20 protein-coding genes are annotated in these 25,638 nt (G+C 64.1%); 8 read left to right on the top strand and 12 right to left on the bottom strand.

Annotation, left to right across the window (positions count from 1 at the left end):
- Positions 1 to 10: 10 nt before the first annotated feature.
- From AWC16_RS19220 to AWC16_RS19200, 5 genes are all read right to left on the bottom strand, one after another.
- Entirely contained in the window at positions 11 to 1,939 is a 1,929-nt protein-coding gene (locus tag AWC16_RS19220) for a hypothetical protein (protein WP_085266327.1), read from the bottom strand.
- Positions 1,940 to 2,081: 142 nt separating this feature from the next.
- A complete protein-coding gene (locus tag AWC16_RS19215; protein WP_085266326.1) occupies positions 2,082 to 2,366 on the bottom strand; it encodes a hypothetical protein in 285 nt (94 codons plus the stop codon).
- Positions 2,367 to 2,766: 400 nt separating this feature from the next.
- On the bottom strand, positions 2,767 to 2,970 hold the full coding sequence (locus tag AWC16_RS19210; protein ID WP_085266325.1) for a hypothetical protein: 204 nt from the start codon (positions 2,968 to 2,970) through the stop codon (positions 2,767 to 2,769).
- Between the two features lie 96 nt (positions 2,971 to 3,066).
- Complete coding sequence (locus AWC16_RS19205) at positions 3,067 to 3,414, bottom strand: hypothetical protein (RefSeq protein ID WP_085266324.1); 348 nt, start codon at positions 3,412 to 3,414, stop codon at positions 3,067 to 3,069.
- Positions 3,415 to 3,421: 7 nt separating this feature from the next.
- Positions 3,422 to 3,649, bottom strand: coding sequence for a hypothetical protein (locus AWC16_RS19200; protein WP_085266323.1), 228 nt, complete (start codon positions 3,647 to 3,649; stop codon positions 3,422 to 3,424).
- 195 nt (positions 3,650 to 3,844) lie between these two features.
- On the opposite strand from AWC16_RS19200, the gene AWC16_RS19195 reads away from it, so the two are divergent.
- The 7 genes from AWC16_RS19195 (at position 3,845) to AWC16_RS19165 (ending at position 14,270) form a co-directional block, all read left to right on the top strand.
- On the top strand, positions 3,845 to 5,320 hold the full coding sequence (locus AWC16_RS19195; RefSeq protein ID WP_085266322.1) for a serine/threonine-protein kinase: 1,476 nt from the start codon (positions 3,845 to 3,847) through the stop codon (positions 5,318 to 5,320).
- A 255-nt stretch (positions 5,321 to 5,575) separates the two neighbouring features.
- Positions 5,576 to 7,021 carry a DUF3375 family protein gene (locus AWC16_RS19190; protein ID WP_085266321.1) on the top strand — a complete coding sequence of 482 codons (1,446 nt, stop codon included), beginning with the start codon at positions 5,576 to 5,578 and terminating at the stop codon, positions 7,019 to 7,021.
- The gene (locus AWC16_RS19185) at positions 7,021 to 7,770 is read left to right on the top strand and encodes a DUF4194 domain-containing protein (protein WP_085266320.1); all 750 of its coding nucleotides are present in this window, start codon (positions 7,021 to 7,023) and stop codon (positions 7,768 to 7,770) included. Before AWC16_RS19190 ends, AWC16_RS19185 begins: the two co-directional genes overlap by 1 nt.
- On the top strand, positions 7,757 to 11,152 hold the full coding sequence (locus AWC16_RS19180) for an ATP-binding protein (RefSeq protein ID WP_085266319.1): 3,396 nt from the start codon (positions 7,757 to 7,759) through the stop codon (positions 11,150 to 11,152). The genes AWC16_RS19185 and AWC16_RS19180 overlap by 14 nt, the downstream gene beginning before the upstream one ends.
- Positions 11,100 to 12,356 carry a DUF3322 and DUF2220 domain-containing protein gene (locus AWC16_RS19175; RefSeq protein WP_085266318.1) on the top strand — a complete coding sequence of 419 codons (1,257 nt, stop codon included), beginning with the start codon at positions 11,100 to 11,102 and terminating at the stop codon, positions 12,354 to 12,356. The genes AWC16_RS19180 and AWC16_RS19175 overlap by 53 nt, the downstream gene beginning before the upstream one ends.
- Before the next feature lie 352 nt (positions 12,357 to 12,708).
- Positions 12,709 to 13,728, top strand: coding sequence for an IS110 family RNA-guided transposase (locus AWC16_RS19170; RefSeq protein ID WP_085266417.1), 1,020 nt, complete (start codon positions 12,709 to 12,711; stop codon positions 13,726 to 13,728).
- Between the two features lie 137 nt (positions 13,729 to 13,865).
- The gene (locus AWC16_RS19165; protein ID WP_085266317.1) at positions 13,866 to 14,270 is read left to right on the top strand and encodes a hypothetical protein; all 405 of its coding nucleotides are present in this window, start codon (positions 13,866 to 13,868) and stop codon (positions 14,268 to 14,270) included.
- A gap of 452 nt (positions 14,271 to 14,722) precedes the next feature.
- On the opposite strand, the gene AWC16_RS19160 is transcribed toward AWC16_RS19165, so the two are convergent.
- The 3 genes from AWC16_RS19160 to AWC16_RS24085 form a co-directional block, all read right to left on the bottom strand.
- Complete coding sequence (locus AWC16_RS19160) at positions 14,723 to 16,027, bottom strand: IS256 family transposase (protein WP_006242318.1); 1,305 nt, start codon at positions 16,025 to 16,027, stop codon at positions 14,723 to 14,725.
- 125 nt (positions 16,028 to 16,152) lie between these two features.
- Positions 16,153 to 16,533: a hypothetical protein gene (locus AWC16_RS24090; protein WP_085266316.1), complete on the bottom strand. Its 381-nt coding sequence runs from the start codon at positions 16,531 to 16,533 to the stop codon at positions 16,153 to 16,155.
- A 76-nt stretch (positions 16,534 to 16,609) separates the two neighbouring features.
- Positions 16,610 to 17,404 carry a hypothetical protein gene (locus AWC16_RS24085; protein WP_112683160.1) on the bottom strand — a complete coding sequence of 265 codons (795 nt, stop codon included), beginning with the start codon at positions 17,402 to 17,404 and terminating at the stop codon, positions 16,610 to 16,612.
- Positions 17,405 to 17,628: 224 nt separating this feature from the next.
- On the opposite strand from AWC16_RS24085, the gene AWC16_RS24080 reads away from it, so the two are divergent.
- Positions 17,629 to 18,570, top strand: a complete 942-nt coding sequence (locus AWC16_RS24080; RefSeq protein WP_133055995.1) for a hypothetical protein — start codon at positions 17,629 to 17,631, stop codon at positions 18,568 to 18,570.
- 396 nt (positions 18,571 to 18,966) lie between these two features.
- On the opposite strand, the gene AWC16_RS24075 is transcribed toward AWC16_RS24080, so the two are convergent.
- The 4 genes from AWC16_RS24075 to AWC16_RS19130 form a co-directional block, all read right to left on the bottom strand.
- A complete protein-coding gene (locus AWC16_RS24075) occupies positions 18,967 to 20,172 on the bottom strand; it encodes a hypothetical protein (protein ID WP_133055994.1) in 1,206 nt (401 codons plus the stop codon).
- A gap of 151 nt (positions 20,173 to 20,323) precedes the next feature.
- The gene (gene dnaB, locus AWC16_RS19140) at positions 20,324 to 22,432 is read right to left on the bottom strand and encodes a replicative DNA helicase (protein ID WP_085266313.1); all 2,109 of its coding nucleotides are present in this window, start codon (positions 22,430 to 22,432) and stop codon (positions 20,324 to 20,326) included.
- Positions 22,433 to 23,608 carry a hypothetical protein gene (locus AWC16_RS19135; protein WP_085266312.1) on the bottom strand — a complete coding sequence of 392 codons (1,176 nt, stop codon included), beginning with the start codon at positions 23,606 to 23,608 and terminating at the stop codon, positions 22,433 to 22,435.
- Positions 23,609 to 24,954: 1,346 nt separating this feature from the next.
- On the bottom strand, positions 24,955 to 25,554 hold the full coding sequence (locus AWC16_RS19130) for a DUF1643 domain-containing protein (protein ID WP_085266311.1): 600 nt from the start codon (positions 25,552 to 25,554) through the stop codon (positions 24,955 to 24,957).
- Between the last annotated feature and the right edge of the window lie 84 nt (positions 25,555 to 25,638).

The raw sequence follows: 25,638 nt of genomic DNA, 5'->3' as shown, positions 1-25,638 counted from the left end.
CGTGCTCTTCTCATGAGCGCGGCGGGTTGACGTTCTTGATCCGGTAAGCACCGTTGGTCCGGACCCCGTCACGCAGCGGGTCCTCAAGCTGGGTGAGGTCGAAGTCGGCCGGCACCCGGTAGAACCAGGCGTCAGCCCACCATCCAGTCGGGTAGAGGTCGAACTCACGGGCAATGCGCGTCGCGTACTTCATGGCCCGGGCCCGCGTGACGGCTTCGATGGAGGCATACCAGGCCGGTTGCGTCAGGTGCAGCAGCGGGTACTTCCAGGCACTATCGCCGACGGCGGCCATGCGGCCAAGGAAGCTGGTGTAGATCGCCTTGATCATCGACTCATAGTCGTTGCGGCCCGCAGCAGTGGCTTCGATGCGCCGGCTACGCAGCTCCTTGCCGAATCCCTTGAGCCACTGGTGTTGTTCAGGCCAGACCCACGCCGCGTCGAGCTGCAACTCCGCCCATGAAATTCCAGCACCACCAATCTCCGGGGCTGCGGTCAGATGACGTATGTCGGCGGTCGTCGCCCACCACGTTGTAGCGTCGTCCCAACTCATCTCAGGATGCGGCAGGGGCAGCTTTCGGTGTAGACCGTCGAGTTCGCTGCCCGGTGGCGTGGTGATCTGATAAACCCCGAACGGTGGGTTCGGCTGGTTGAATACCTCCGGGTCCGGCTCCACCCAGTCCGGCGCCCCGTAGCCGAGGTAGAGGCCCTCAGCTGAGGGCAGATACGCCGCCTGCTGGTCGACTTCGACGTCGATCGTGTTGCCCCGTGCGCGGTGCGGTGCCTTCTTGACTTTGGCCGCGGGCCGCTCCTGCTGCTCGGCCTCGGCGCCGGCGCGGGCCTCGACCCCGTGTGGACCCCACCACTGATTGGTGAGTCGACCAGTGGGCGTGATCTCACTAGGCAGAGGACAGGGCTTGAGCTCCGGGGCGGGCCCGGTGGAGTTCTTGGGCTTCGGTTTTGCGGTTCGCATCTTGGCGACCGCGAGCTGGGCGCCGACCATCGGCCAGCGTGAGGCCGGCAGAGTGCCCTCAATGCTGTGGAGCCAGGCGATGCGGTCGCCAAGTAGGTGTGCCGCGGCGTCCTCGTCATCAGGCAACTCGGTCTCGGTTCCCTCGACCCCAGCGATCCCGCGGTCCATGGGCCGCGCGGTCGACGGATCCAGCATCAGGTACGGCATCAAGATGATGTCAGCCGCACGAGACTCACCGCCGTACACCGCGGAGTCGAACTCGCATCCGAACCAGCCCGACAGGTGGTAGGTCACGGTGCATCCGAAGAAGTCCGCGACAACGTCAGGCAACTCGCTTTCGACCTGATCGTCAATCTGGAATCCGATGGCCTCCAACGCCTCAGCCGTCACCCAGATCTGCGGGGCAGCGCCCCCGGGTGTTGCGGCCCAACGGCGATTGCAGACGATGGCCCCCAGGCGCTCCGGTGCGGCCAGAGGTGCGGACTTGACCACACCAGAGGGGGTGACGATGCCCTTGCTGGTGGCCAGTAGTACCCGCTGGTCGACACCGCTGAGGTTGACGTCGGTCCACTGCTGGGATTTCAACGGCCACGCCCCGTCGACCGCCGGCTCCTGCTGGTCGACACTCTCCGCCGCGGGTGCCGGTCCAGGCTGGCTCGTCTCACCGCCCGGTGTCGCAGGCGCGTTCTGCTCACTCAGATAGCGTTGGATGGTCCACGCCCACCATCCCCGCGTCCCGCCCTGATGCGGATCACCCGTCACGACGTCCTCAGCCGGGAAATCCGCCGGAATCCCCCGTCCAAGCTGCGTAGCGACCTGCTGACGAGACATCGCCAACAGCGGCTCACCGACCGGGTCCGCGTACTGCTCGGTCAGCACGCACATCACATCGGCGGCTTCGTCGACGTCATGGATCACGAACGTCCCTGAAGGAGTGACCAGGTAGCTAGGCCCCGCCGGCGCGCTCATCGCCGCAACCCACTCCCGCTCAGCGAGCCCTCACGGCTTGCCTTCATTGCGAACATCCCTGCCACTCCCTCCATCACCAGAACGCTGCTGACGTTCCGAAATGCGCTACCGCACACCACCATCTCGTGCCCGTCCGACATACTTACTTCCTCAACACCGGTGACGGCGCTGGAGGCAGTTGGTCAGCCAAGGCCGACGACAACTCACCGGCACGCCAGCGGGCCCGCAGCCCCTCCACCGCCGCTGCCGTTCTCCCCAACATCAGGGCCACCTCGGGAACGCTCAGAGAGGTGTCCAACGCGGTGCGGGCATCGTCGATCGACCAACGAGAACCCTTCATCGGCGCCTTCGCGGTGCGCTCGGCGCGACGCTGCGTGTAGGCCGCGCGTTCCGCTCGGCTCTTGCCGGTCGTCGATCGTGGTGCCATCCCACCATCGTACCCTCATACATATCGGTTTAGCTGTATGAGTGGTCGCGCCGCGTCTACCGCGTTGCCGCGACAGTGACTAGGGTGGCCGACTATGGCGGCGGCGGTAGGCGATCTGGTGCGCGGCGTGGATGGCGCCTGGATGGCCAGGCCCCCCACTCGGTGCGCCGCCGGCCATGAGCTGGGGCCCAACCGTGTTGTCGTGCTTCACCAGCCGTGTGGATGCGGCGGACACACCACCTGGTGCTGCGTGAGGTGTGACGACGCGACGTCCTCGCCACCGCTGGCTGAGGGCTGCCAGGTGCTCGTAGGGCCGGCCGCAGTTCGCGTCCTATAGCCCGTCGTTGATCACAGAACTGGGGATTGAGCCCCAGGGTGCGCCAGGGCCTGGCGGGGCCGGCTAGTTTTCCGGAGCCTTCCGGGCGAGATCCTCGTGGATCCGCCAGTCCTGGCCGTCGATCGCCCACGTGTCGTGCCGGGTCCGCCGCTTGTTCCTGCTCTGGTGCCTCGCCGTGCACTCGGCACACAGGCACCAGGCTTGCTGCCCTTTGTGATTGCGATAGACCGTCTTGCCCGCGGCCCGCGCTGCCAATTCGCCAATCATGAGGACCGGATCCTCCTGTCCCGCTGCTGAGGTGCGCCCTAGTTTCCCACGGCCACGGAGTCGACGTCCCGCTTTCGGGGCGCGCCCGACTTGGCCTTACGCGGTGGCGTCCTCGGCTTTGGCCACACGCAGCAGGCGGTGTGACAACACCGCGCCGGCGAGCAGCGCCGCGGCCGCGCCCGCCCACCCGAACGCGTCGATCGCGGCTTGGCTCGCCAGCGCCCAGCCGATCACCGCAGCCCAGATTCGCCACGGTGCCGGCCGCACGATCCACAGGGCTGCTCCGGCGGCAAATACCGGGATGCCGACAGGCCAGGCATATGCGGCGTTGAGGGCCAGGACGCTGATCGCGGTCCAGCCGCAGAGGCCCAACACCCCCAGTGCCACAAGGGCATAGAACATCACGGTGGTGCTGATTGCCTGCTGGGGCTTCGAGGAGGTCATCTGCCGATTACCCATCTTCGTGGTCTTTCCTGTTGATGGTTTCCGGCCCCATTGGTGGAATCCGTCGAGCGGGCCGCTCGGGGAGTTCGTCGGTGTCGCCCACCAGCCACCGGAGGAACTCGATGATGTGGCGGTTCAGTGAGGAATTCACCTCGGATACGGCCTGTTTGGCGCGGTCCCGCAGTTCGGGTGCGGGGCGCGGCGTGATGGCCGGATACCGGTGTTTCGACGGCATGTCCCCAGTATGTCCGGTGGCTAGCCACCCACACAAGAGATCTGCCGCCGCGGCGGCCAGTCACCAGCGTCTGCGGGTCCACGACCGACCACCGCGATCGCCGAGACCACCGCGCCACGCTGGCCCCGAATGATCTAACAGCCACCGCGCCAAACGCCGGCCCACCTCAACGGCCGGCGAATTAAGATCGCCGCCATGACGGCGCAACCAGGCGAAGTATTCGCCGGCTACACCATCGTGCGCCAGCTCGGCAGCGGTGGCATGGGTGAGGTCTACCTGGCCCAGCACCCACGACTTCCCCGCCAGGAAGCCCTCAAGATCCTGTTACCGCAGATCTCCACCGACGACACCTTCCGGCAACGGTTCATCCGTGAGGCCGACTCCATCGCCGCTCTCGAGCACCCCAACATCGTCACAGTCCACGACCGCGGCGACGACGCCGGCCAGCTCTGGATCGCCACCCAATTCGTGGACGGCAACGACGCCGCCACGCTGCTCGCCCGCCATCAAACAGGCCTGCCCGCCGACGAAGTCACGCAACTGACAACGGCCATCGCCCAAGCTCTGGACCACGCCCACGAACGCGGCGTACTGCACCGCGACGTCAAGCCCGCCAACATCCTGCTCGCCAAGCCCGACCGGGACGGCAGCCGGCGCATCTATCTCGCCGATTTCGGCATCGCCCGGCCCCTCGACGACCCGGCCGGGCTCACCGCCACCAACTTCACGCTGGGAACCGTTGCCTACGCCGCGCCCGAGCAGTTGATGGGCAAGCCCCTCGACGGCCGAGCCGACCAATACGCACTGGCCGCTACCGCCTACAACCTGCTCACCGGCAAAGCCGTGTTCCCCGACTCGAATCCGATCGCCGTGATCAGTCACCACCTCACCGAAGCCCCCGCGGCGCCCTCCACCGTTGATCCGAAACTGGCCCCATTCGATGCGGTCTTCGCCCGCGCCCTGGACAAGGACCCCGACCAACGCTTCCCGCGCTGCCAAGACTTCGCACGCGAGTTAACGGCGGCGGCCGAACTGACGGGCATCGGCTCCCCCACAGCAATCACCCAAGAGGCCAAGGCGGCCAGTACACCCCACCGCAGGCGCTTTTCGCCGGCATTGTCGGGCGTGGCCGCCGCGGCCGGGCTGGCACTGCTCGCCGGCGGCTTTGCCCTGACCCGTCCTGGACACACCGATCACAACCAGGAACCCACGCCAAGCCCCTCAGCTACAGCCACAACCGCAGCACCGCCGCCGGCTTCGTCCTCCATGACCACCCAACCCCAGCCACCGCCGCTGACCACGAGCAGCGCACCACCGCCGCCACAGACAACATCGAGATACCCGCCCGCAGGTGCACTCGGCTCGGGGTGCTCAGACATCAACGGCATCGGCGCCGGACCGAACGGCACGCTCTATTACTGCTCACGGCTGGCATTCACCGACAGCTACCAGTGGGCACTTACCCCAGACGACATCCCCAACCCAACCGTCAAGCCATACACCCCACCGCAACCGGAGGAAATCGATCCCGCAGGCCCCATGCCCATGCGTCCGTGCACAGTCCCAGACGCCGTCGCGCCGGGACCACTGGGGCTTATGGAGTGCAAATGGATCGACCTCAGCGAGATCGGCGCCGGCCGCGGCTACGTGTGGGGACTGGTTCCACGATGACCCGTACGCAGAATCTCACTAGCCTGCGTCCGCATTCTTACCGACCGAGGTCCACCATCAATGCGTGCGTCGGGCAGCACCGCAATCAGCTTGTCGAGTTCGCTCGCGGATTCACGGAAAAGCGCCTTCAAATCCGACTCCAAATGTATTGGCCAACATGTACTGCGGGTGGCCAATGTCGGCGCATTGCCGTGCCACATGTCCGGCCTTTGGTCCATGCTAGGAGCCGCACCTCCCAAGGGACAGGAGACCTGAGTGACAGCACCTTCGCTCGCGGAGCTCTTCGAGTCGAACAAGCTCCTTCAGGAGTCTGCTTCGGTGCGCCTATTCGCCGCGAAGAACCTCGCCCCGTATGTCACGCTCATGGATCGCCACCTTGACCAGAGCGCCAAGGTCCCCGAGGGGGAACTCGTCTCGCGGTTGGAACGCGACCTTGATGAGGTCGGCCTGTCTGACCAAACCGGCACCAGCCTAGTCAAGACGTGGGCAAGCTCCGGTTGGCTCAACCGCGTCTCCGACGGATCAGGCCAAGGCGGGCAAAACATGTGCTCCTTGACCGAGGACGCGCGCAGCGCACTGGCTTTCCTTCGGCGCCTACGCAGGGCAGACACTGTCGCCACCGGCGGGTCCATCGTCAACATCGCCAGCGGCCTCAAACGCATCGCCTCACAACTCGACGACGATCCGGCGCGGCTGCGCGCCGACCTTGAAGCGCAGATCGAAGAACTGTTCGCCCAGATGACTGAACTCGACGCCGGCGTACGGCCGGCGCCAAACCTTATCGACCTGGCCGATGAGGCCCGCGCGATTGCCTACCAGATGGAACAAGTCATCACCGACATCGTCCGGTACGGGGGCATGCAGGACGCCATCACCTCCCGGCTGATCGAAGAGACTGACGAATCCGACACCGACTTCCGCGACCGGACCCGACGGATGTTCTCCGACTTCGATGCCCTGTGGGCCTCCCCGGAGAAGGCCTCCTACCTAGCCTTCACACGCGCGGTCCAAGATCCCGAACAGCGTGCGCGGCTCCGATCGGACATCACGACCGTCGTTGAAGCCTTGCCCGATATCGACCCGGAACTACGCGACGTGATGCTGCGGTTTTTCCAGCGCGTCTCAGCCCAGATCAGCGAAGTGGGCCGGGTCGAGCAGCGCTGCAATCAGCGCATCAAACGGTTCTTCGCCGCCGGGACAGCCGAGCAGGCACGCGGCTTATCTCGCCAGATCAACGATGCTCTAGCCGCCGGGCACAGCCTGCTTCGGGCCGCTGTCGCGGATTCCCCCACCGCCGCCGAACTGCCGTTCAGCCCGCCGGCGGCCGCCAGCATCGGCGCGGTGTCCTTCAGCATCCAGGACCCTTCACCACCCAAGCCGGCCGCGGCAGCGCCGCCGCCTGAGGACCTCGCCGGGTTTGGGGGACTGATCACCCAGGTGGACGTCCCTGCGCTGACCCAAATAGTCAACGCCGCAGTGGCCGCCGGACCCATCTCACTGCCGGAAGTCGTCGGTATGGTCGACGCGCCCTATCTGGGTGACGTCGTGGTCCTCTGGGCGTTGGCGCTACGCCAGGACTCCACTGCCGCGGCGACGGCCCGGCCGCGGCCGGTACGGTTCCAGTCCGTCGACGGCGACGACCTCGTGATCGAGGTTCCCGATCTTGTTTTCACACAGCACATCTCGGCAGGAATCGAATGATGACGACCACACACGCCGGCGGACCCAACTTCGACGACCTCCCCGAAGTCGCCCCCATCGACAGCGTGGAAACCATGGCCGCGAGGCTGCCGCGGTTTGACGGCGACACCAGCGACATTCCTAACCAGGCCTGCTGGGTACTACAGAACCTCCTCACGCGGCGGTATCTCACCAAGCCCGCGAAACCAGATCTCTGGGCGTGGCTGATCGAACACCGGCGGGTTCTTGCCTCACGACTATGCGAATTGGACCTGCGCCTGCGAATCTTCGAGGACCTGGAAGTCGCCTACGCCGAGCCCGCGATCCTGGAATCACCCAGCACTCATAGCCGTAAGGTCCTTCGCCGTGAGCCGCTGGGCACTTACGCCTCCATCGTCGCGCTACACCTGGCCAAGATCGCACGGACCTCCCGCGACGACGTCGTCCTCATCGGCCGAGCCGACATCCACGACCTGTTCGCCGCCGACCGCCACAAGGTCGACCGGGACGAGGCCATGCTGCGCGGCCGCGTCGACGAAGCCATCAACAAGCTCGAGCGGAACAAGATCCTGCTGCGCTCCGGCGATGAGGAGAACTTCATCATCAGCCCGGTCATCCTGGCCATCATGGACGGCCACATGGTCGACACACTCACCGCTGAATACGAGCGCCTCTACCAGCGCAATGCCAACAGTGAGACAGACGACGAACCGCTGGACGACGCCGCTCCCATCGATGGCGACCAGGAGTCCGACGATGACCTCCACTAGCACCCAGCGGCAGGTGTGGCTCTCACGCCTGCAGGTCATCAATTGGGGAGTCTTCGACGGCTACCACGACATCCGGTTCAGCCGCAACGGCACCTTGATCACCGGCGACTCTGGCACAGGCAAATCCTCGCTACTGGACGCCGTGTCGCTGGCATTCCTGTCGGCTCAACGCCGGAACTTCAACGCCTCCAGCGACGACACCGCGGCCGGATCACGGTCGGGAATGGGGAAACGCACCGTCGACAAGTACGTCCGCGGGCTGTGGGGCGAGCGTCAGGAGCCCGGGAAGCGCCCCGAACCAATGTTCCTGCGCGGCGAAGGCCCCGCCTGGTCGGCGGTCGCTGTCACCTACACCGGAACCGACGACTCGGTGATCACCGGACTGGTCCTCAAATGGCTGGCCGCCGGCGCAGCCACCGACTCTTCCAGCTCATATCACCTCATCGACGCCGACGCCGACATTCTCGACCTGTGCAACACATGGAGCGACAGCGGCTACGCGAGATCCGTGTTCGAATCAGCCGGGTGGCAAGGCAAACGCGACCGCGAGGGCTGGTACCTCGACCGCCTCTACGCCGCCACCGGAATCGGGCAGCAGACCGCCGCCCTACAACTGCTCGGAAAAGCCAAATCACTGAAGAACGTCGGCGGCCTGGAACAGTTCGTGCGGGTCTACATGCTCGATGAACCCGAGTCCTACACCGCAATCCGCGGAGCGGTCGACCAGATCACCCCACTGGTCGACGCCCGCAACGCCCTTTCTATCGCTCACCGCAAGAGCACGGTCCTCGGCAGCATCGCCGAGGACCACCAGCATTACGTCAGCGAATCCGCCGAACTGGCCTGCATCGACGTCATCGACCCGCAGATGGCCCGCGACTGGGTCGATGAACACCGCCTGGCACTCATCGACCCCCATGTCACCGCGCTGGACGCTGAGATCGAAAGAATCGGAGAGCAGTGCCGCTCGTTGACCACCGAACGAAGACGAGCCACCGCCCAGCGCGACGCCTTGATGGAACGGATCAACTCCGCCGGCAGTGGGCTGGCCACTCTGCAATCAGAGCTGGCCACAGCCGAAGCCCGCTCAGAAGCGACATCCCGGGAACGCGCGCGCTATAACACCATTCTCTGGGACCTGGATTTCCCCGTCGAGGTCGACGACGCCAGCGAGTTCGAGGCCATGCGCATCACCGGCCGCGAAGAGTTGACCCGGATCACCAGCGCTGTAGCGGCGTTGGATGAGAAGTGGGGAAACCAGTTAGGCCCGCAGAAAAAAGCCGCCCGGGAACGGATGGACGCTGCCGGCAGGCTGCTGCGGCGCGCTGAAGTCGAGGGCATTACCGTTCCTGAGGACGCGTACCGAGTTCGGGGCGAAGTGGCCGAGGCCCTGGGTGTTTCACCCCAGCACTTGCCCTATGTGTGCGAGTTGATGGACCTACGGCCGGAATTCGCATCGTGGCGCACCGCAGTTGAGCGCACCCTACGCTCCACCGGGCTGGTGCTGCTGGTACCCGTGCGTCATCACGGCGCGGCCCTGAGCTACCTCAACGACCACAACATGCGGGCCCTGGTCCGCGTCGAACAGGTACCGGCCGCCGCGCCCCCGGCGGGGCCGCCGAAAACAGGAACTCTCGCGGAGTGCCTCCACCTCACCGAATCTCAGCACGAGTGCGCCAGCACGGCCCAGGCGCTGATCAACCGTGCCGGGGACTACGTTCGGGTGAGCCACACCAGCGAGTTCAGCGTCCATCCGCGTGCCGTCACCGTCCAGGGTCTGCGCCAGGAGAACAAGACCCGTGCAGTCAAGGACGACCGATCCGAACTCCGCCGATCCCAGTACATCTTCCAGGGCAATATCGAGAGCAAGATCGAGGCGCTGCAGGCCGAACTCGCCGAAGCCACAGCGGACTTCGAGATGTGTGAGGCCGCGATCAGCGAACTGACTGCCCAGAAGAATGCGCTCGAGCGCAGCAAGGAGCTGTGGCAGAGCCTGCTGAATGGATTCGAGCGCTACGACGACATCGACACCGCAACAGCCGAAGCCGAAGCCGCACGCCTGCAACAACAGCTAGACGAGCTCGAAGCCGCCCACCCCGATCTGGCCAAACTGAAGCAGCAAGCCACAGACCTTCTGGAGCACGAGCAGACACTCAGTGGGCGCATCTCGCTCCTGAAGACGACGGAATCTGACTGCGACACCCGCCGGACCCGCCTGCTCACACTCCAAGAAACCCTGCACCCCGGCACGGTGGGGGCCGCCGCCCGCGGCGCTCTGGACCAATACCGAGCTGCAATGCAGACCACCCTCGACGTCTTGGAGCCTGCGCCCTACCGGGCCGAACTGATCCGGCTAGTCAACGCCGACCAGGAGCGACTGCGAGAGAACGTCCGCCGGCAAGTCGTAGCCCTGAATCGGATCATCACCACCTTCGACGAACAATTCCCCGACGACATCCCCAACAACAGCGCGGTCCTCGACGAGAAGATCCACGACTACGTCGCCCTGGCGCAGCGCATCAAGGCCCGCGAACTGCCCCTGGCCTACGAACGAATGCACCGACTGATCACAGAGCAGGCCCCCACCGCCGCACTGCACCTGCACCAACTCGCCGAGGACGAAGCCCTACGTATCCACGAACAGATCGTGCGTGTGAGCCTCGGGCTGAGCTCCGTAGAATTCAACCGCGGCACCCGACTCACCTTGCACGCCGACGAGAAGCCCCTGCCCGCGGTAACCGACCTCAACGACCGCGCCCGCAGGATCTCGGCCCGAGCCACCGCTGTCACATTCGGTGACGAACAGGCGATCCATGAGCAGTACCGCGACATCCTGGAACTACGCAATCTGCTGGCCGCCGACACCGCCGAGGCACGCCAGTGGCGACGAGACGCCCTCGACGTCCGCAACCGGTTCACCTTCTACTGCGCCGAACGTCGCGCCGACGACCCAGACGCACTCATCCGTACCTACAGCAACGCCGGCGCGAACTCCGGCGGCGAACAAGAGAAGCTGATGGCCTTCTGCCTCGCCGGCGCGCTGAGTTTCAACCTGGCCGACCCCGCCACCGGAGACAACCGACCCGTCTTCTCCCAACTCATGCTCGACGAAGCGTTCTCCAAATCAGATCCGGTGTTCGCCCACCAGGCACTCTCGGCGTTCCGCCAGTTCGGGTTCCAGCTCCTGATCGTCGCCGCTGTTCAAAACACCACAACCATCCAGCCCTATATCGACAGCGTTGCGATGGTGTCCAAGCGCGACGAACCTGGCCAGAACCCCACCTCCTCGGTCCGAGCCTTCACCGTCTCAGAATTCGCCGACACCGTCCATGACCGAGCAGCCGAGAACAAAGCCGCCCGACGCGCCCATGCTCACCGTTGACCAAGCCGTGCGCTACCTGCGCGCTCAATGCGAGGACCACTGGCTGGAATGGCTCCTCGGCAGAGGCCGCTGGCCAATCAGCGTCACGCTCGGAGCACCCAGAGGCGACCAATTCGACCGCAACGTCATCGCAGCAAAAGCCTGGGCCGGCACCTGGGAATCCGCCATCACCACCGGCCGCATCCCAGGGCAACTACGCACCGAATCCCGCCGGGCCCGCAAACTCGGCCTCCATGACCTGCCCACCACCTGGATCCTCCCAACCCCCGGTGACGCGCTCGCCGTCGCACCCGAGACGGCCACCCGGCACGCAGCGGCGAATGCACGCCTCCAGCAAGCCATCGCCCTACCCGGCTCTGTGTGGGCGTCCATGGACCAGATCCCCGTCAAGACCGCCCGCGCGATCGCCGACCTCGGCGACGACGACTGGACCAACGCCACCGCTGCCGCCACACACTTGGCCGTCCTCGGCCCCGGCGAGGCCTCTATGGTCCGCCAGCTCGCCATCCCCGGCGTGCACAGCAAATGGATCGAATCCAACGCAACCCTGCTTGGCGCGCTGCTCGGCGTACCCGCCGACCCCACCCTCGGCCCCCCATTGGTTCGACTCATCAACCACATCGGCCTGCGCCCAAAGCCCACGGCTGTGCACGTCACCCTCGCCTGTCCACGCCTGCGCGCCCAAGCCGCCGGATTGACCCGGCTCTCAGCGACTATCGCCGACCTCAACACCACCACCCTGCGGCCGCGCGTCGTTCTCATCATCGAGAACCTTGAACTCGCCCACACCCTGACCGCCGACTTACCTGGCGTCGCAGCAATCTGTGGCCTTGGCGCCGGAGCCCCCACGCTCACCGAACTAGCCTGGACGCACACCGCAGATACGGTGCTTTATTGGGGCGACATCGACCGCGCCGGATTAGCAATCCTGGCCACCACGCGCCGCGCCGGTATCCCGGCCAAATCCCTCCTGATGGACGAAGCCACCCTCGACGCCTACCCCGCCGCGCATCACGAAACATCAACGCAGACCGACTCGTATGAAATCCCGGGCGGATTAGACCTCGCCGAGACCAAGTTGTACGGCCGACTCAACGCCCACCATGCAAATACCGGCCAAGACCTGCAGCTCGAACAGGAACACATCCCAATATCCACCGCCCACGCCGCGATCCTGAAGCAGTCCGCCGGAGCAGGCACGTAGACCTTGAACTGGACATTGTTGCAACGTCGGCCGGGGTACCGCAGCTTCCGCAAAGTTTGGGGCACAGCCATTGGGGGTATCCCGCGCCACGTGCCCCGTCGTGAAATCTGGCCTTTAGAACTCGTGCCACCCACTGGGTTGGCTAACGGACACGATGCCGACCTTGCGGCGGGAATGGCGGATCCGTCATCACCACGGGCGAAAACCCGCCACGTCGCGACATTTAGCACCTGCGATGTCCGCGGCAGCCGCCGGCAGCCGGCGCCTGGCTTGTAGAACAAATGCCGCTACGGCTGGCTGACATTGGACCATGCCGACGCCGGCGCGGCGGCACCCCACCCAGGAGTCGAGCATGACCATTGTGATTGGTGTCGACGCCCACAAAAAAAGCCACACTCTGGTAGCCGTAGACGCCACCGGGCGCAAACTGGCGCAAAAGACCATTGCCACCACCAGTGAAGACCACGCCCTCGCTGTGCAGTGGGCGCGAATAGCCTTCGGCGATGACCTGGTATGGGCCGTCGAAGACTGCCGCACGCTGACTGCCCGCCTCGAGCGTGACCTACTAACTTCCGGGCACAAGGTCATTCGAGTGCCCCCACACCTGATGAGTCGTTCCCGTGCCTCCTCCCGAGAACGCGGCAAATCTGATCCCATCGACGCCCTGGCCGTTGCCCGGGTGACACAACGCGAACCCGATCTCCCCATCGCCAGCCACGACCCGATCTCCATAGAACTCCGGTTATTGATCGACCGCCGTGAGGACCTCGTAGCCCAGCGCACCGCAACGATCAACCGGCTCGTCTGGCGGATTCACCTGCTCGATCCCCTGCACCAGACACCAGCAAACTGGAATGTGCAGAAAGCGCACAAAATACTGGGAGAATGGTTGGCCACGCATCACGGATTAGTCGCCGAACTGGCCCGCGACGAACTGGAGGACGTCGTACGACTCAGCGGCGAAATACTAGCTCTCCGCCGCAGAATTGAGAAGAATGTCCGACCCATCGCACCCCGCCTGATCGCCCTACAAGGGTGCGGTGAGCTGACTGCGGCCCGAATCATCGCCGAAGTCGCAAACATCAAGCGATTTCGTAGCGAAGCGGCCTTCGCCCGCTACGCCGGATTGGCCCCCATCCCCCACACCTCAGGGTCGGCTACCGTCCGCCTGCGCCCGAGCCGACACGGCAATCGCCGACTCAACTCCGCCATCCACCGGATAGCCATCACCCAGACAGTCCACGGAGGCCTCGGCCAAGACTACTTCCGGCGGCGAGTCGCCGAAGGCGATAACCGCCAGCGCGCGTTGCACGCATTGAAACGCCGCCTGGCCCGAGTCGTTTTCAGCTGCCTCCAGGCCCAAGCTACCTAGGGTGGTTCTCGGTGAAAGATGTCGCCGGAACGGCTGTCTCCGAGTTCGCGGCATGCGGTGTGGGTAGCGGTTCTTGCATCTCCCTGGGCGGGACTGGATGCCGAAGCTGGGCGGGGCGCCCGCTGTAAAATCGTTGTGTGAGTGATTTTCCCGACGCCGTCAGGGCGATGATGGAGCAGTTTTTTGCCGATATTAAGGCAGCTAATGCTAATGGGCCTAAGCCCTTGGATATTGTGCGCTCGGCTTTTCCCTTCGATGTGCAGCCCGATCACCAGGCCGACGCGTTCCACTACGCCCTACGTGAGCATGGCGACTACGTCGCAACCGGAGGGCGAGACTGGCACGATGACCGACGTCGCGGCCTGCGCTCCTTCTACGCGATGTTGCGCCAGGAAAACCTGGTGATCACCTACTGCCCCAGCCAAGGTTGGGGGTATGAACAGCGCCTACCCAAAGACGACGACCTGATCGTCCGCATCGAGGACCCCACCGACGAGCAGGAGATCATCTGGCGCTTCCTCCCCGATCATCTCGAGCCGTAGAAGATCCCAGCACGCCTGCCTCACGAACTTGGCGGATTACGCACACTTTTGCTACATCAGCAATCGGGGCCGACCTGGTCTTTGCCAGTTCGTCTCGCGGCGACTTCACGGGCGTTTGTCTCACGAACCGCTTCAATTTCCCACGATGATCTCGGCTCGTTCTTCTTGTTCCGTTTTGTCGCTCCACTTCTCTGGAAGCTAGCCGTGGCTCCGCGACCTGGCCTGGCCGGGCACGGACAGGTCAGGCCGCGGAGATAGACCTCGTTATGTGCGTTGCTCTGCGAGGTCAACCGCGGGCATTCCCGATACCGCGACGCGCAGGCCGTGGGCCGCAGCCAGGTGCAGGTCGCGGCCGGAGATGGAGCTTCCGGGCAGCGTTGTGACCAGCCCGTACACGTCGGGGGAGCAAACCTCGAGGGGAGGAATTGTCAATACCTGTGGATCGGGGTGTTTCAGGCGACCTCCGTTTCGGTTGATTCGGCCGGCTCGGGCGGTGTGATGTCGGCGGGGCGTTCGAGTAGCTTGCCTTTGTGGAAGACGGCGCCGGCACGGACGAGGGCGACCAGGTGGGGTGCGTTGACTGCCCGCCACCGGGCTTGTGCGGCGTCGATAAGCTTGTAGGCCATGGCAATTCCGGCCGCGCGGGATCCCGGCCCCTTGGTGACCTTCGTCCGCAATCGCACGGTGGCGAAGGTTGATTCGATCGGATTCGTGGTGCGCAAGTGGATCCAGTGTTCGGCTGGGTATTTGTAGAACTCCAACAGCACGTCGGCGTCGTCGACGATCTTGGCGACCGCCTTGGGGTACTTGGCGCCGTAGTCGATCTCGAAGGCCTTGATCGCGACCTGCGCGTGGTCGAGGTCCTCGGCGTTGTAGATCTCCCGCATCGCCGCGACCGCACCGGGTTGCGCCGATTTGGGCAGGCAGGAAAGGACATTGGCCTGTTTGTGAAACCAGCAGCGCTGCTCGCGGGTAGCCGGGAACACCTCGCGCATCGCCTTCCAAAAGCCCAGTGCACCGTCACCGACGGCCAACACCGGGGCGATCATCCCGCGGCGGCGACACGACCGCAGCAGATCGGCCCACGACTCGGTCGATTCTCGATACCCGTCGGCCAGGGCGACGAGTTCCTTGCGGCCATCGGAGCGGACCCCGATCATCACCAACAGGCACAGCTTCTCCTGCTCGAGGCGGACCTTGAGGTGAATGCCGTCGACCCACAGGTAGACGAAGTCAGTGCCCGACAGATCCCGGGCCCCGAAGGCCTTGGCCTCCTCCTGCCACTGGCTGGTCAGCCGTGTGATCGTCGTCGCCGAGAGCCCGGCACTGGACCCGAGGAACTGCTCCAAGGCCGGCCCGAAGTCACTGGTCGACAGGCCGTGCAGGTACAGCAGCGGCAGCACCTCAGTCATCTGCGGGGACTTGCGCGCCCACGCCGGCAGGATCGCCGAGGAAAACCGCTGCCGCTCACCGGTATCGGCGTCGATACGCTTGTCGTTGACCCGCGGCGCGGTCACCGCCACCGCGCCCGCGGCGGTCAACACCTCACGCCCGGCGTGGGAGCCGTTGCGGACCACCAGCCGGCGACCGCTCTCATCGAGCTCACCGGCGTGGGCATCGATGTAGGCGGCCACCTCAGCCTTCAGCGCCGCGGCCAGCATCTGCCGGGCGCCGTCGCGCACGATCTCATCCAACAACGACCGACCACCGCCGTCATTGGCGTTGGCCTCATCGGTGTCGTGAACTACGGTGAGCATGGGCGTACCTTCCCAACCAGCGCGTCAACGCCGGTCTTGATCAGAGAACCTTGGACTTCAGATCATCCCCGGGAAGGTGCGCCCACTTTCATGCCGCCCCACCGAGGGTCATCCACAGGTTCTGATCATTGCTCAACCTCGAGCGCATGGGCTGCGAGGTCGTCGTCGAGGGGCAGGATACGGACATCGCTGCCGGTTGGGTCCAACTCCACCACGGCCCGCAATCTGTCTGAGCCGTTGAGCAGCTCTGGCCGGGTGAGCGCCGCGTAGCCAAGCAGTGCCGCCGGCAGTAGGTGGCGCGGATCAGACGGGCGGATGCGCGCCCGACTAGGCTGTCCCCGGCCCATCAGCGGGCAGGGCTGAACGATCCACGTGGGACGCGAGCCCTCTATGAGCACCAGCATGTGGCTGGGGCAGAACAGCTTTCGGTCGCCGTGGGGCTGTCCGTGATAAGAGTTGGCGTCGATCGGTCCGATGACGACGGTGGCGGTGACTTCGGTGGGCATAAGGTGTTCCTTTCCGATAGGGGCGGCGGATTCCGCCCTAGCCCCTAGGGTCCGGAGAGTTAGGACATTGCCCAGGTCACCGCTCTAATTCGACTCTCCACTCCGACAACTTGCGGCACGCGCGGCAGAGCGCCTCGTGCATCTCGTCGGGGATCTGATTACCGCTGGTAAGGGCCCGGTTGATGAGGTCAATTCTGTCGTTGGTCTCGGCCGACGAGTACGGGAAGAAGCCCAGTTCGTCCATTCCGCGTGCCCGGGTGGGACTACTACGTCGGTTGCGGCCACGGAGAACCCAGACGGTACATGGACGCGGGTCCTCCTGTTCCTCGTCGTCGTACCCGAACTCGACGGTCGCCACCAGGCCTTCAGCGAACACACCGTCGGCGGCAAGGACATCAACTAATTCAAACGCCCGCTGTTCCGGGACATGTAACCATTGGGCCAGTTGAGCGAGTGAAACTTCGTCTTCGCTCTCCTCCAGGAAGCGAAGAATGCGGGTCACGTCATCGACCTCTCTGTAATCACCGCCCATCTGCTCACCCAGCGGGGACGCTTCGGAGATTCCGACGCGAAGCATTTCCCGCGCTCGTTTGATTGCATCGTGTTCCTGCCAGGTGAGGTGGAGTCGCTCGGGTTTGCGGGGTCCCGCCAGTCGAATGCCTTTCCTGTTCGGAGGCAGGTCGGTTTGGATGAGACTGCGGTCGCGGAGAGCTTGGATGTCGCGGCGCCACTTGCGTTTACCCGACCGCCCCCGATATACACCATCCATCGCCTCCTGAATCACCGCACTGGTGCCTGCATCGACCGCGCCGCTTTCGCCTGCCTCCTTCAGGTGGCGAAGGATCGTCAATAGCCGCTCAGTCGGCGTCATACTGCACTACACTGCCCCCCGAATCTGGCTGGCACAACAACGATGCAGGTTCTCAGGCTCGGCTGCGCCCCAACCTCTATGACTTGGTCCCTTTCAGCTTGTCCCACGACCACTGCACCTGGGTTTGTCTAAACCGCCGCATTTCTTCACTGGATGGCCCACCTCACCTGGTAACCAAGCCATGCCGGCGGTGCAGTGCCCATCCGCTCCGTAGACTCACTTCGGTGTCAGACACAGCATCAGAAGGCACCAGGAGGAATACCGACGCCCGCTATCTCGCACCTCCGCCGGAGCCGGGCAGCTCAGTCGTTACAGCCTGGGCCGATGATTACATCCACTTCGAGAACGAGCCCGAGTGGCAAAAGCTGTTGCGTAAAACCATTACAGCTCGATGCGCGCAGCTAGACCCGTCTCCCGACGAAGTCGTACACGCCACGTTCTACGGCGACAAACCACCGCGCATGGATATCGAGAACCTTGCGCTCTGCAACCTCCACTACTCGTTCATGCAACCTGGCCGCAACGGGATCCGCTTCGAACACGGACTTGATATACCTGCGGCACCTAACGGGGAGGCGTATCGAGTCGGTTACCGCTACTCACTCGCACCCCGCGATGGCGGATTCGCCGACTGGGATCAGGGCCGCACGGTGGCGTCGTTTGATTGGACCGACCTCGGCGAATTCCGTCGCGATAAAATTCCGGCTCAGGTCTGGCTGGCGCTCGCCCGCCGCCGCAGCGGACAGCCAGAACCAACTCTCGCGGCGGGAACCCCCTTCGCCGTCAAAACGCAAATCCGGCCACCTCATGTCCACTCACCCGGGCCGAATACTGAACTGGTGAAACAAATCATCGACGGCGTCGTCTGCGCTTTCCAAGCCCACACTGACCGTTCGAGCTCAGGCGAGGTCGCGGCACGCCTAGCAAAAGTTATCCCTGCCGATCCCGCAGAGATCGAGACCCTGCTACTCGACCGTCGATGGTCGGTGCTCGGTGCCGTACCTCGACTGGTCTTTCTGCGGGGTGCCGCTGTGCAGTGGAATCCCGCCGACGACTGGTGTACCGCTGGCGAGCTCCTAACTGCAGCACCGGAATCGACCGGCACGAGCTGGGCGATCAGCGGGCAGATCGTCGAACTTTCACGCCGGCCAAACGGACTCGCATAAAGTCCTACGCCCGACATCTCCGATACCGGCTCTTGGCTCTTTGGGGCGCCCATGGTCGCTGACGCTCCTTGGGGCTGAACAACCGCTTGTCTCACGAGCCTGGTGGTTCCACTATCACTCGGCCAGCACTCGTGAGATTCCGCTACGATTCCTGCGAATTTGCCGCCTCTGCTGATGTGTAGGTTCTCCCACTGGGTTGCACTTGGTTACATGTCTGAACTGCGACTATTCGATTTGTCTCACGCCGCCAGAATCGGGGTTTGTCTCACGAACCGCTGCATTCCCTGCAATCGGCTCGGCCGACACAGCCGGGATGATGTGGCCTCACCCGTTGGTCACGTCGCAGACGGGAAGCACAATGTTTGGAGCCGGTGAGGCGGTATCTGGCAAATAGTCTCAAACTGGTTGTTGTGGATCGTCGACCTCTGGGAGGGAGATTTCGTAGGTCGCTCCGATGAGCCGGGCCAAAAGCCCCATAATTGGAGCGTCTCGACGCAAAGTGAGGTCACCGCTCTTCAAGCTTTCGACCACTAAGACGCCGTAGGTGCGACCCTGACTGCTCGATACAGGGTATGCGAAAAAGGTCTCGTATCCCGCTGTCACACCCTCAGGCGTGTGTAACTCATCGATGTTATTCACGAAGTACATGCTCCCAGCATTCGCTAAATCAAAAAATTTGTCGCCACCGCGGGGGATTCGTTGTGACGGCATTCCACGGCCGTAGGAAATCTCCGGCGCCATCTCAGTGCCGTCGTCTAATAAGCGAAAGACGTTCACTCGATTCCGGCTCGCATCTTCACCCACAAGCAGGGCAGTGGCTAACACAGCAGTCTCGCGCGCAGACGACGCCAATTGGCGCCGCTCATATTCGTTGGCGGCTGCGGACGCCTCGCCGAAGACCTTTGTAAGAGAACGGAGGACATTAGCGCTGGCTGTTAGAGAAGGAGAACCAGATATCTCGGCGGTGAGGGTGTTAAGCGGTGGCATAGGGCCTTCACCACTCCAAGCCAGCAAGCGCTCACCTAGCACGATGAGCGTCGTCGGGTGGGCCCCAAGTACCGACTGAACCAATTCCCTGCCATTTCGCGAGTTGAAGACACTGCCAATGTGCGCAAGGGCCCAAATCTCCGCTACTAGGTCGACCAAGGCACGAACACTGCCAATACTCCCGGGCGGCAAGATGGGTGCAGCAACTCGTATCACATCGTTGATTACCTCGTATTGTGGCCAATGTGCGGAAAGCCAAAAGGCGTCGAAAGGTTGGCTTTTGGCCAACTGAGTTCCAGATTTGATGAGTACCTCACCCAACTCGCCCGCTGCGTCTCGCCTATGATCGGCGCGGCGGAGCTCGCGATCACTGCGTAGCTGTTGCCGGAGAAAGAGGAACGCGACCATGAGACCAACTAGCGTTGCCATCAACGGTATTCCGGTGTTCGCGAACCACTCGGCTGTCTTCAGAATTTTCACAACGTGGCGCGTTCCTTCACGCAGCGACGAGAGGTCGATACGCGACGATCGTGTGAGATCGACCCCGATCCAAGTCGCCGCGGCGATAGCTACCAACGAGGCGAGCACCACCGTCTTACTTACTGGCAAACGCACCGATGCAGTGTCTCATGAAACAACGAAGAAGCAGCAGCCCGCGACAGACGACAAACTGATGACGGCTCTGCTGGCCGCAGCTTCCGTCCGACGTTTCTCAAGTTCGCTGCACAAGTGCAGTGTTGGTGCAGTCAGTCGTGAGAAAGCACAGTCAAAATTGAGAACCTACATGATGCTGCTGATGCTCGGGGGCCATGTCGACTATGCGACTGAAATGTAGCTGCGCGGCAAGGTTAAATTTACGTGTCGGACCATTGCGATGTTTCGCTAGATGCACTTCTATTTCGCCGCTTCGAGGGTCGTTGAAATCGACAAGGTCAGGGCGGTGTAGCAACATCACCATATCGCTATCTTGTTCGATACTTCCGCTCTCACGTAGGTCAGATAGTATGGGGCGCTTATCTGTTCGTTGCTCCGGGCCCCGGTTCAGCTGACTCAGCGCGACCACCGGAACCTCTAATTCTTTTGCCAATAGTTTGATATTTCGCGAAAGCTCGGAAACTTCCTGTTGTCGAGATTCAAATCGTTTGCCAGATGTCATTAATTGCAGGTAGTCGATCACGATGAGTTTCAGGTTCTGGCGTTGCGCCAGCCGACGCGCTTTGGCTCTGATCTCCATCATCGTCAGGTTCGGGGAATCATCGATATACAACGGCGCATCACTGATCCGCCCCATGCACCTGGCCAACGCGGCCCAGTTCTCATCGGAGAGCCGGCCGGACCGAAGGTCGGCCAACTTGATCTTGGCCTCGGCTGACAGCAGGCGCATCACAATTTCGGACTTGCTCATCTCCAAGGAGAACATCACGCTGGACTGCCCGTGCCGGATCGAACAGGACCGAAGGAAATCCAGTCCCAGAGTGGAGTTGTGGGTCGGGACCATCCCTACCCCGGCCAGATACAGGTGATCAGAGTTGTCGACCTGAACGCAACGCACCGGCACCGACGGGCGCGGCCGCACACCTGCCACTACGTGCGCCCGCCCCACCCGCGCGCCGGCCGCACCGCCACCATCCCCAGGGACCCAGCCCAGAGTGCGCCGCACCTCGAAAAACGCTTCCCGACAGGTCTGGTCGCGCCACCGTGGCCACTCCCCCACCCCGATGCGACCAGAGCCCGCCAGCTGCCGCCGTAGCTCAGCATCCACAGCGCGCACCAGCGCGCGCCGCTGCGCCAACGATCCCCGTAAATATCGGCGAAGAGCATCCTCGGGAATTGACGGCGTATCGGCGCCGGTTATCCAGCGGGCGACGTCACCCGCCTCGGGCACCTCGGCTGCGGCGGCGAGCTCAACAGCGCGGGCCTGCACCATGACGGCGCCCTCACGCAGCTGCTCAGTGTGCACAATTCCGTGCGTGGTGGGCCATTGATGTAGCGCGTCAGCGGTGATCGTCGTGCCGTCGCGGAATTCGACGTCGAAGCACGGACGACCGACCATCACCTCGGTCACGGCCACCACCCGAGTGGGGCGGCCGTCGGCGCCCAGGAGTTCCTGGCCGACCTGTACATCGCCCATCGTGGTCCACCCGGTCGGTGTAGGCAGGGGCGTCTCGAGCGCCAAGGCCTTGCCCACACCAGGCCGGGCCGCCACGACGATCATTTGGCCCGGGTGCAGCCCGTTGGTGATGTGATCGATGTCGGTGAAACCAGTCGGCACTCCGCGCGCCAGTCCACCCCCGCTGGCAATAGCGTCGATTTCGTCCATAGTCGGCTGCAGCAGGTCATATAGCGCCACGGTGTCTTCGGAGTTGACATGGTTTGTCACGTCATAGATTTCGGCTTGGGCGCGGTCGACAACGTCGGCGACCTCGGCGCCTTCAGCGCCGGCATACCCGTACTGCACCACGCGGGTGCCTGCCTGGACCAGCCGCCGCAAGATCGCCTTCTCCGCGACGATCCCCGCGTAGTAGCCGGCGTTGGCCGCCGTCGGCACTATCGAGATCAGAGTGTGTAGGTACGGGGCACCACCTACCCGGCGCAGCAGGTTGCGACGATCGAGCTCAGCGGCCACCGTGACCGCGTCAGCAGGCTCACCGCGACCGTAAAGGTCCAGGATGGCATCGAAGATGTTCTGGTGGACCGGGCGGTAGAAGTCATCAGGCCGCAGCCGCTCCAGCACGTCAGCGATGGCGTCCTTGCTCAGTAGCATCCCCCCGAGCACCGACTGCTCGGCGTGCAGATCCTGGGGCGGCTGGCGCAGCGTAGCGTCGCCGGCGTCTGATTCGGGCGCGGGGCGGTTGCGTTCGTGGATCGCAGTCATCTACTGCTCCTCACCGTCGTTGCTGCCCAGCACGAGCTCAGGGGCAGCCAGCGCGGCCCAGCAGTGCTCGCACACCACCGACTTCAGTGGCAGCTCGTCACGCACCACACCTGGGTTCTCCAGGCACGACACGCAGGTCGAGTCGTGCTGGGCGCCGTCGTGGTGCCCACCAACCTCGGGCTCGGCTTCGGTGGCCGTCGGGGTCCAGCGGTCCAGCCAGCGCCGCAATGAGCCGGCCAGGTCTGTGCCGGGGAACTCCCGGGAGGCCATCCGGCCAACGTGGGCCAGCGCGTGGCGCTCATCGCTGACGTCCGTACGAAGGCGCGCCTTCAGGGCAGCCAGGAGCCGTGCCCGCATCGGGGCCGTCGTTGTGCCGGTGACCTCGCCGTACCAGCGATCGGTGGCATCGCAGGCAGCCGTGCGGGCGGTGGAGATCTCCTGCTGATCCCACTGCCGCTGCAGCGGGGCTAAACGTGGACCTGATCCGGGCATGTTGGTGCGCAGACGCCACAGCGCCAACCTCCATGGCCGTTGCACCTCGGCAGGTAACGGTGCGGCCAGGACGGCCAGAATCTGCTCCGGCTCGAACCCAGCCGCTAGGCGTGTGCGGATCTCCCTGCCCAGCTTCCAGCGCAACCGGGTCGGCAGCTCGGCGAAGACTGCGGGCAGGCGGTCCAGGATCAGTTTCACCTCGGCGGGATGAACATCGACCTCAGTCGGTCGCTGGCGGTCGTCGCTGCCGGGTCTGCGTAGGAGGGTAGGGAGGTAGTTGTTTGGCCTATAAGAGGTATCGGGTCCAGAAAAGGTGACGGATTCGGCGACGACGCGCCCATCGCTGCCGCGCTTGAGGACCTCGATGTCGGCGGTGAACTGGCCGTCGATGGCGATGCTGGCGCGAGCTCCGCGGCCGCACGCGGGCATGTAGGTGATGAGTCCGGCTTCGACGAGCCGACTCAATGCGCGCCCAACGGTTTTCAGGTCGTAGCGGCGGCCGCCGGCGCTGACGACCTCCTCGACGATCTGGGAGAGCCGTACGGTGTCGTCAGCGATCCGCGACCAGCCGCACAGCAGCCGCAGAACGGCCCCCAGAACGTGTTGGGGAGCCCCCTGCAGACTCAGTGACTCGGCGTGGCTTTCGACGCGCTGACGCACCCGTGAGGCGTCAGCGAAGCGCACTCGTGGACGAGCGCCGGCGATCGCAGTGCGTGGCCCGCGTCGGGCTGGCCGGTGGCGATCAGTGGGGGTGTCGAACAGCGTTGCGGTAGGCATGGCTCACCGCCCGCCGGGACGGGTGATGCTCGGCGAGAGGCGCCCGCGCCCAGAGCTAAGCGCATGACCAAGCACATGACCAAGCGCATGTGCGGTTTGCTGACGCGACGGTAGCGCGGACGGCAAACCGTGATCGTGCGCAGACACGAAAACACGGTGGGGTGCACTGCATTGAGTGCTTGAACTTGTTTCAGGGTATGAGCTACCCTGGAACTGCCTACCCTGCACGGTGGAAGTCCCTTCAGTTAAGGAAGGGGCGCTGAGATCGGAAGTTCAAGTTCCATCTCATGGGCCGGAGTGCTCGCTCCGGTGTCGCAAGGAGATTTGCTGACTCCCCCCCACACGGGGGGACCATCCCTGTCTCATTGCCCCGCTATCTAGTTATGGGCCCGCCATCTAGCCGCGGCGAACCACACGATTCGGCGGGCATCCCCTCCCCTCGTCAGTAACGTGAATTCTGTTGTCACACATGGATAGTCAAAACGCCGTACTGTCCGGCGCGGAAACGAGCCGCGGCACCGGGACGCCGCCCCGGCCACGACCCACCGAGCGCCGCCGCACCCGGCCTGTTGCCCCACCAAGATGCGTTCCCACGCACGGCGCACTACGCGCCAGGCCACCGGGAATCACGGTCAGGTGAGGCCGTGGCGGGCCAGGAGGACACCACTGCGGCGCCGGCCTGCGATCAGGGTCAGCCCACCGATAAAGAGCGGTCCAGTCAGCCTGGAAGTACCGAGGCAGCAGCCCGCCGGTGTTCGGCGGCGGACTGGGGCGACCGTTGTCCACCCATGCCCGGTAACGAAGCCGCCGCTGCTCATGTCGAGCAGGATCGGAATGGCCGCGACAGTAGGCAAGCCATGTCCCCTCACCAGTCACCGGGTCGTAGTCGATGAAGTGCGCACCGACCGTCGCCTTACCGCACGGATCACCAGCACGCCGGCCAGACCCCCTCGGCACTGGGCAACGAAGTCGCTCGGCCCCCAGGGCTGGAACCTCGTAGTGAGGGATGTCCTTGGCAATGATGCTGCGACACAAGCTCACAGAGTCACGAGCCGAGCGATCAACCCCATGACGAGACAACATCTCCCCCACCGCAGCGGCCCAATCCCCGCGGTCGTGACCGTCCCGGCGCTGACCAGCCAAGAACGCCAACAGGCACAAGGAAAACAGCTTCACGTCCGAGTCCAGATCATCCGCGCCAGCGATCTGCAGCATCTGATCACGCGCATACACCGCGCCAGCGACATCCTCGTTCACGCTGCCACCGCCATCAGTCGCGACCACCGCGGATCCTCGTCCTGGTGAAGATCACCACTGGAGGTAAACGTCAAGCACTCCAGCATGGTGTGATTCGGAACGAACAGCGGATGCCGCGGCTGCCCGCCCTGAGTCCACCCCAGAACGGCCACTGCTCCACCGTGCTTGCGAGAACTTCGCCGCAACAACTGCATGACGTGAGCAGCCCGGTCCTGCCGAGCACTGGCACCCCAGGCCAACAGCACCAGATCATGTGACCTGCTCAACTGCTCCAGGTGCGCATCGTTGTCCGGACCGACCGGATCGGCGTGCCGCCACAACTCCTTCGGATCACGTGATCGCAGCCCATAAAGATTGCCGACATCGATACCGCCATAACCATTTTGCCGCGCGAAGCCGACCACACGACGGATCGTGGCATCGTCACCGTGCTCGTCGGCAGTCGACGGATTGAGCATCACCACACCGAGCGTGGGCAGCTCGCAATCCCACCGACGACCCAACCGGTAGCGGTACCGGCGATCCCCACTCAGAACAGCCGACAGCGTCCCGCGATGCCTATGCAGAAGGAGGGGCAGGTGCAAGGAGGCAGTCATGGCTCACGCACCGCACACAAATGAACCGCCGAGCTATCCCGCACTGCCCGGCCGCACCCCTCGTGACGGGCCCGTGCAGGGGCT

This window comes from Mycolicibacter longobardus, assembly GCF_002102265.1.
In the GTDB taxonomy this organism is placed as follows: Bacteria; Actinomycetota; Actinomycetes; order Mycobacteriales; family Mycobacteriaceae; genus Mycobacterium; species Mycobacterium longobardum.
Note: the sequence above shows the minus strand (reverse complement) of the source record. Positions and strands in the feature narration are given on the sequence as shown.